3 protein-coding genes and 1 pseudogene are annotated in these 4888 nt (G+C 48.0%); all 4 read left to right on the top strand.

Translation table 11 applies throughout. The features are described 5' to 3' along the window. Positions 1 to 119: 119 nt before the first annotated feature. A pseudogene (locus tag B7E11_RS28715) lies at positions 120 to 236 on the top strand (IS3 family transposase); the annotation flags it as partial. A 664-nt stretch (positions 237 to 900) separates the two neighbouring features. Further along, the gene (gene ltrA / locus B7E11_RS01825) at positions 901 to 2385 is read left to right on the top strand and encodes a group II intron reverse transcriptase/maturase (protein WP_213084116.1); all 1485 of its coding nucleotides are present in this window, start codon (positions 901 to 903) and stop codon (positions 2383 to 2385) included. Between the two features lie 109 nt (positions 2386 to 2494). After that, positions 2495 to 4054 (top strand): IS21 family transposase, encoded by a 1560-nt coding sequence (istA, locus tag B7E11_RS01820; RefSeq protein ID WP_139787038.1) that lies wholly within the window; start codon positions 2495 to 2497, stop codon positions 4052 to 4054. A 2-nt stretch (positions 4055 to 4056) separates the two neighbouring features. Then, on the top strand, positions 4057 to 4776 hold the full coding sequence (gene istB / locus B7E11_RS01815; protein ID WP_080831939.1) for an IS21-like element helper ATPase IstB: 720 nt from the start codon (positions 4057 to 4059) through the stop codon (positions 4774 to 4776). The last annotated feature ends 112 nt before the right edge of the window (positions 4777 to 4888 follow it).

Here is a 4888-nt window from a genome sequence, read left to right as displayed (position 1 = left end):
CAGATGCTCCTGCAGCTCTCCGTCTTCTTTCCGGACCGGATCGGCCAGCACTTACCTTGAGGAGGCTAATCTCCCCTTCGGAGAGATGCCTATAAAAGAGTTTACACAAAATTATTGACAGACCCTACAAGGCCACAACGAACTCCAAGCATAATCTGCCGGTGCACGAGAATGTGTTGAACCAAGACTTTACAGCAAGCAAGCCGAATGAAAAATGGGTGACGGACATCACGTACAGTACGCCCAGCTAACAAGTTCCCTCAGTGGAACGAAGTTACTTGAGCATGTTAGGAATACATGTCGATTTCATTTTTTTTTTTTTTTTTACAGACATGTCCTCCCCCTGCTGTGAGGGGGAGTGAGCCGAAGCGGCGGTGACTTGCCGACACTGGCGAGGTGACGTAGTCCGTGGGAAACGGGGCTTGCGGCGAAGCGATTACGCCAAGATGAGTCTCTAGGCTGAGCATGGGAAGGTTGAGGAACACGAACCTATTAAACCGCATCTGAGGGTTGAAATGTCACCCCTGCCTACATCGCTTAACAGGCAGGACGTGGACTGAACTTCCGTTAGCCGCATTGACGGAATTCACGAATGTCGGTTAAACATGTAGGTTAACTGACAGGGATTCATGAGGAGTGCACAGCTAGATCGTGATGTCCGCGACGACTTGCAGAAAGCAAGGATAAAGATTGCGATAGGCAGCCTAACCCATGTGTGAAGTCCAACATGTGAACTGGGGAAAGTCTGCATGGATGCCAAGGGAGTGAGTTCCCCGATGCTATGCAGAATGACGGAGCCTCCGTAGTAGTCCGAGATCGGGAAAGCCGGTTACATGGCGAAGGGAGGCAGTTTAAGTGGTTTGCTTAGCCTATTAACTGACCCTAGTGAGGTGAAGACCTTTGATAATCAGTGAAATGCAAAGCAAACTGGCGACATGGGCAACAGAAAGCAAAGAACGTAAGTTCGACCGACTCCTAAGACTTATTGCAAACAAGACTTGGCTCAGCGAAGCGGCTAGCATTACTCTGGCTTCAAGTGGTGCCCGAACACCTGGTGTAGATGGCATCAACAAGCGCAAGATGGAAGAAATGCTTGATCTTGAACTAGACAACCTGCGGCATGAATTGATGACGGGAACGTACTGCCCGCGACCTACGCGGCGCGTATATATTCCAAAAGCGAACGGCAAACTTAGGCCGTTAGGTATTCCTTGTCTTCGAGATCGTATCGTGCAGCGTGCGATGGTAATGGTTATGGAACCAATCTGGGAGAGCGACTTTCACCCTCAATCCTACGGATTCAGACCTGCGCGAAGCGTCCATCATGCCATCCGGACGATCAAGATGCAACTACAGGATGGAAATGAGCGCACATATGCAACTGCAGGTCGATGGGTCATAGAAGGCGATTTGGCCAGCTACTTTGATACCGTTCATCATCGGTTGCTGATGAAGGCAGTCCGTAAACGCATCTCTGATCAACGCTTCCTTGCATTATTATGGAAAATCCTAAAGACAGGATGTATAGATCGCGGATTATTCCGAGCCTCTAGTGAGGGAGTTCCGCAAGGCGGTGTCATCTCACCGCTCCTATCCAACATTATGTTACACGAATTCGATCAGTGGATGGAAGCGAAATTCCTGAGTAAGAAGGTAAGGAAGGATCGTTGGGCGTGGAATTTCGGCATTCAGAAGAAGCGTCCTATCGCAATACGAGAAAATCGGCAATGGAAGCCAGCAATCTCCTACTGCCGTTACGCTGACGATTTTGTGGTGGTAGTCAAAGGAACCAAGGCACACGCTGACGAAGTGCGAGAAGCATGTCGTTCATTTCTCGAAGATCGACTGAAACTCACGCTGAATATGGATAAATCGCATATTACGCATGTGAACGACGGGTTTACTTTCCTTGGCCATCGAATTATTCGCAAGCGTGGAGCCAGAGGACGAATGCGACCTGTATCCTCTATTCCTTGGGATAAATACCGCCGTTTCACTGAGAAATTAGTCAAGCAACTGTCAGGGAATTTCAGTATGAACACCATGGATTTGGTCGAAAGCCTGAACCGACAACTTGCGGGATGGGCAAACTTCTATCAATACACAGACCATACCGCGACGATATACGGTAAAGTAGATCGCACGGTTTTCTGGAAACTCGGCTATTGGCTTGCACGAAAGTACAAACGCGGATTCCGATCATTGATGAGAGAGTATGTTCGATCCCCAGAGAAAGGAAAGGCTAAAATCTGGGTACTGCAAGGCCGAAACAGCCGAGGATTCTATGGAGTACTACCGCTGAGAAGGCTAGTAACTAGCCGTAAAAGCTGGTTCACATGTCGCACTCCTGCAGAAAACCCATACATTCTACGTTCAGAGATGTAACCGCTAGAATATAGACCACAATAATCGCTCAATAGTGATGAACACTTTACGCACCTTCCTCTCGTCATTATTATTCATCATAGAATAATCATCATGGGTGAGGAAGAGTATGAAACGCTTAGAAAGGTGGCATATGTATTTCACCATTCATCAGATGAAGGACAAAGGATTGAAAGTCTCACAGATTGCCAGAAAACTGAATATCGCGAGGAACACGGTGTATAAGTACTTGAGAATGAATCCAGATGAGTTTAAGCAATTCATGGAGAGTCTGGAAACGCGAAGAAAGAAATTAGACCCTTATGAACAACGCATCATTCAATGGCTAAGAGAGTATCCCGACCTCTCCTCCGCTCAAATATGGGATTGGCTAAAGGAGCACTACCCGGAAATTGATGTCGGAGGAAGCACTGTAAGAAACTACGTCCGGATGCTGCGAAAGATGTATGGAATCCCGAAAGAGACGTCACAAAGGCAATATGAAGCCATTCCTGATCCGCCAATGGGTGAACAAATGCAAGTGGACTTCGGGGAAACGAAGATGAAGAACCTTCAGGGGAATCTAGTCAAGTGTTGGTTCATCACGTTCGTTCTCTCCCACTCCAGGCAGAAATTTGTTCATTGGCAAGATCGGCCATATGTAACGAAGGATGTGATCGATGCCCATGAGTTAGCCTTTGCTTACTATGGTGGCATAACGAGAGAAATCGTCTATGACCAGGATCATCTGCTGCTCGTCAGTGAAAATTACGGCAATCTCATCCTAACTCACGAGTTTGCGGTTTATGTCCGGCATCGAGGGTTTCAAGTTCGTATGTGCCGGAAACAAGATCCTGAAAGCAAGGGCCGTATCGAAAACGTCGTGAAGTACGTCAAACGGAACTTTGCACGCCATCGGATCTTTATCAGCGTCGACAAGTTAAATGAGGATTGCTTGGCTTGGCTAGACCGAACAGGAAATGCGCTTATCCATCATACGACCAAAAAAATACCGACCGAAGTGTTTGCTCTCGAAAAACAACATCTTCGCCCGGTCCAAGAAAAAATAAAAACTATCGATTCGAGTATAACAAGGACCGTGCGCAAGGACAACACCATCTGGTATGAAGGGAGTCGGTATTCTGTTCCTCTCGGGACTTATGATGGCGTTTCGAAAGAAGTTGGGATCTGGGCCCATGAATCCATGTTGCGTATTTATGATTTGGAGACCGGGGAACTCATCGCGGAACATGAACGCTCACGGAGACGAGGCCAGCTTGTCCAGAACACGAATCACCGGCGAGATCGCCAGAAAGGCATTGCTGCCTACTTAGAGAGCGTAGGAAGTCAATTTCTCAATCCCGACCTGGCTCTCTCTTACTTGGAAGAGATTCAGCGGCTCCATCCACGGTATACCCGGGACCAACTCCAACTCATTCAGAAGATGCTGGATCAGGCGCCGAAAGAAGTCGCAGATCAAGCACTCCGTTACTGTGTGGACAACCGGTTATACAGGGCTGTGGACTTTGCTGATGCGGTAATCCACTTCTCGAAGTCTCTCGAAGAGAGGATGCCGGATACAAGTAACAGCAATGTGAAACAGCTGAGTGGAGCAGATCCAACCAAATGGAAAGCCAAGCCTCAAATTCGTGATATAGAGATCTACCAGCGCATCTTGAGAGGAGGCTGAACATGAACGAGACCATTGTGCACTTGAAACAAAACTTGAAGACGCTCAACCTTACAGAGGCAGCCCAAATCGTTGAAGAAATCTTGATGGAGGCGGCAGAACAACAATGGACATGCAGTGAGTTCTTGCAACGGCTACTCCGTCATGAATTAGTCCGCCGGGAAGAGAAACAACTGGCCAGGCGGTATAAATGGGCTTCATTCCCTGAAGTGAAGACACTTGATGAATTTCGTTTGGAAGAACAACCGACCTTAAGTAAACGCCAATTTCAGCAGTTGCGGGAGCTTCTATGGCTTGAGCAGAATTACAACCTGATTCTGCTCGGGCCCCCCGGGGTCGGCAAAACACACATCGCCATTGGATTGGGGATAGAGGCATTAAATAACGGCTGCAAGGTTAGCTTTGTGCCGATGGATCACTTGATCAAACTGCTGAAGACACAAGAGATTTCCCGATCCTCACAATACAGACTCCGGCGTATTTATAACTCTGATTTGGTCATTCTGGATGATCTGATGTTTATGGCGATGGACCGCAATGAGGCAAATTGGTTCTTCCAATTTGTAAATAAACTTTACGGACAAACCTCCATCATCCTTACCTCGAATAAGGGGCCGGAGGATTGGGGTGAGCTGCTGGGAGACCAAGCGATTACGACTGCGGTCTTGGATCGCATTTTGCATAAGAGCGAGGTCATCCAATTAAGTGTAAGCGTCAAATAGCCCCCACCTAGCGGCGGGAGCTCAGTTCGACTAATCTGTAGTTACTTTTTACTTAATCGGCACTCAGCCGGTAGCTCGTGCGACCATGGCATGAAGGGTTCGAGCGCGTCGG

The organism is Cohnella massiliensis, from assembly GCF_900169535.1.
Classification (GTDB): domain Bacteria; phylum Bacillota; class Bacilli; order Paenibacillales; family Paenibacillaceae; genus Cohnella; species Cohnella algarum.
This window is presented reverse-complemented; position numbering and strand designations above follow the sequence as displayed.